At 72.7% G+C, this 2,675-nt stretch carries 1 protein-coding gene; it reads right to left on the reverse strand.

Going from position 1 to position 2,675, the window contains the following annotated elements; all coding sequences use genetic code 11:
* The coding region (locus ACWD4P_RS38060) for an acyltransferase domain-containing protein (protein ID WP_449782799.1) at positions 1–2,675 on the reverse strand (2,675 nt) is incomplete at both ends.

The raw sequence follows: 2,675 nt of genomic DNA on the forward strand, positions 1-2,675 counted from the left end.
AGGGCGCCGAGGCCTCCGGTGCCGCCGGTGATGAGGACGGTCTCGTCGGCTTCGAAGGTGATCGGCTGGGTTTCGGTGGTGGTGGTCGGGGTGAGGCGGGGGATGAAGAGTTCGCCGTTGCGGATGGCGAGTTCGGGTTCGCCAGAGGCGACGACGGCGGCCAGTACCTGCGGGAGGGTGGTGAGGTCGTCGAGGTCGGCGAGGGTGATGCGTCCGGGGTTCTCGGCCTGGGCGGCGCGGACGAGTCCCCAGATGGGGGCGCCGGTGAGGTCGGTGATCCTGGGGTGGGCGACGGCGCCCGAGGTGACGACGACCAAACGCGAGTCGGTGAAGCGGTCGTCGGCCAGCCATGCCTGGAGCGCGTCCAGGACCCGGCCGAGACCGGCCCGCACGCCAGCCGGTACGTCACCGCTCTGCGGGGCGCACGGCAGAACGATCACGGACGGCAGTTCGTCGCCCGAGGCGACGGCCTCGACGAGCGTGGCCATCGACGGGTACGAGTCGGCACCCGAGGCTGCGGCGTCCCCGCCGACGAGCGCCCAGGAGGGCGCATCGATCGGCGCCGAAGCGACGGAGGCAGGGGCCCAGTCGGTGGTGTAGAGCGCACCACCGCCGTGGGCGCCGGCGACGGCCAGCCGGTCGACGGCGACCTCGCGGGAGACCAGCGACCGAACGGTGACCACGGGGTTCCCCGCGGCGTCCGAGACGTGCAGCGTGATGCCGTCGACCCCGGCCGGGGTGTTCCGGACCCGCAGCGTCGTGGCGCCGGCGGCGTGCAGTGCGACGTCGTTCCAGACGAAGGGCAGGACGGTCTGGCCGTCCCGGCGGCCGTCGTCGTGCACCAGTCCGGCGTGCATGGCCGCGTCGAGGAGCGCGGGGTGAACGCCGAAGCGTACGGCGTCGGTGTGGGCGTCCTCGGGGAGCACGACCTCGGCGAAGGTCTCCTCGCCCCGGCGCCAGGCGGCCTTGAGCCCCTGGAAGACCGGGCCGTAGCCGTAGCCCTCCTCCTTCAACCGGTCGTACGAGCCGTCTAGTTCGATCGCCACGGCGCCGACGGGCGGCCATTCGGCCGGTGCGGCGGTCTCCCGGGCGGCCGGCTGCCGGGAGACGGTCGAGAGCACACCCTCCGCGTGGAGGGTCCACTGGTCGTGGCCCTCGACGCGGGAGTGAACGGTCACCGTACGGTCGCCGTTGTCGTCGGCACCACCGACGGCGAGCTGCAACTGCACCCCGCCGGTCTCGGGGAGCACGAGGGGGGCGTGAAGAGCAAGTTCGGTCAGCGCGGCGCAGTCGACCTGACGGCCCGCGTAGAGCGAGAGCTCGACGAAGCCGGTGCCCGGGAAGAGGATCGCGTCGCCGATGCGGTGGTCGGCCAGCCACGGCTGGGTCTCCACCGACAGTCGGCCCGTCAGCATGACCCCGCCCGAGTCCGGCACCGGGACGACGGCGCCGAGCAGCGGGTGGTCGGCGGTGTCGAGGCCGGCGGCGACAACATCGGCTGCCGTGGCGCTGACGGCGTTGACCCAGAAGCGCTCGTGCTGGAAGGGGTAGGTGGGCAGGTCGGTGTGCTGGGTGTGGAGGCCGGTGAAGGCGGTGGCCCAGTCGATGGTCACACCGGTGGTGTGGAGCGAGCCCAGGGCTGCGAGGAGGGTTCGGGTCTCGTCGCGGTCGCGGCGCTGGGTGGGGATGACGGTGGTGTCTTCGGTCGTCTGCTGGGCCATGGCGGTGAGGACGGCGTCGGGGCCGATCTCCAGCAGGGTGGTGACGCCGTTGTCGGTCAGGGTGCGGACGGCGTCGGTGAAGCGGACGGCGGCGCGGACCTGGTCGACCCAGTACTGCGGGTCGGTGAGTTCGGTGGTGGTGAGGGTGCCGGTAACCGTCGAAACGAGCGGGATGGTGGGCTCGTTGTAGGCCAACTCGGCTGCCACGGTGGCGTACTCGGCGAGCATGGGCTCCATGAGGGCGCTGTGGAAGGCGTGCGAGACGCGGAGCTTGGAGGTGCGGCGGCCCTGGGTGGCGAAGCGCTCGGCGAGCGCCTCGACAGCGGCGGCTTCGCCTGAAATGACCACGGAGCGGGGGCCGTTGAGGGCGGCGATGTCGACGCCGTCGGTCAGGTGCGGGGAGATCTCGTCCTCGGTGGCCTCGATGGCGATCATGGCGCCGCCGGCGGGCAGTGCCTGCATGAGTCGGCCGCGTGCGGCGACGAGTCGGGCCGCGTCCGGCAGCGACCAGACGCCCGCGACGTGCGCGGCGGCCAGCTCGCCGATGGAGTGCCCGGCGAGGTACTGCGGCTGGACGCCCCACGACTGCAGGAGGGCGAAGAGCGCGACCTCGACGGCGAAGAGGGCGGTCTGGGTGTAGGCGGTCTGGTTGAGGAGGTCACCGTCCTCGCCCCAGATCACCTCGCGCAGGGGTCGGTCGAGCCACCGGTCGAGTTCGGCGCAGACCTCGTCGAAGCGCGCGGCGAACACGGGGTAGGTGGCGTACAACTCCTGTCCCATGCCGAGGCGCTGGGCGCCCTGGCCGGTGAACAGGAAGCCGGTGGTCCCGCCGGGGCGGGCCGCGCCAGCGAGCGCCTCCGTGCCGTCGGCGATGCGGTCGAGCGCGGTGAGCAGTTCCTCGCGTCCGGCGGCCGCGACGACCGCCCGGTGCTCGAAGCTCGCGCGGGCGGTGAC

The sequence above is a fragment of the Kitasatospora sp. NPDC002543 genome (assembly GCF_053594915.1).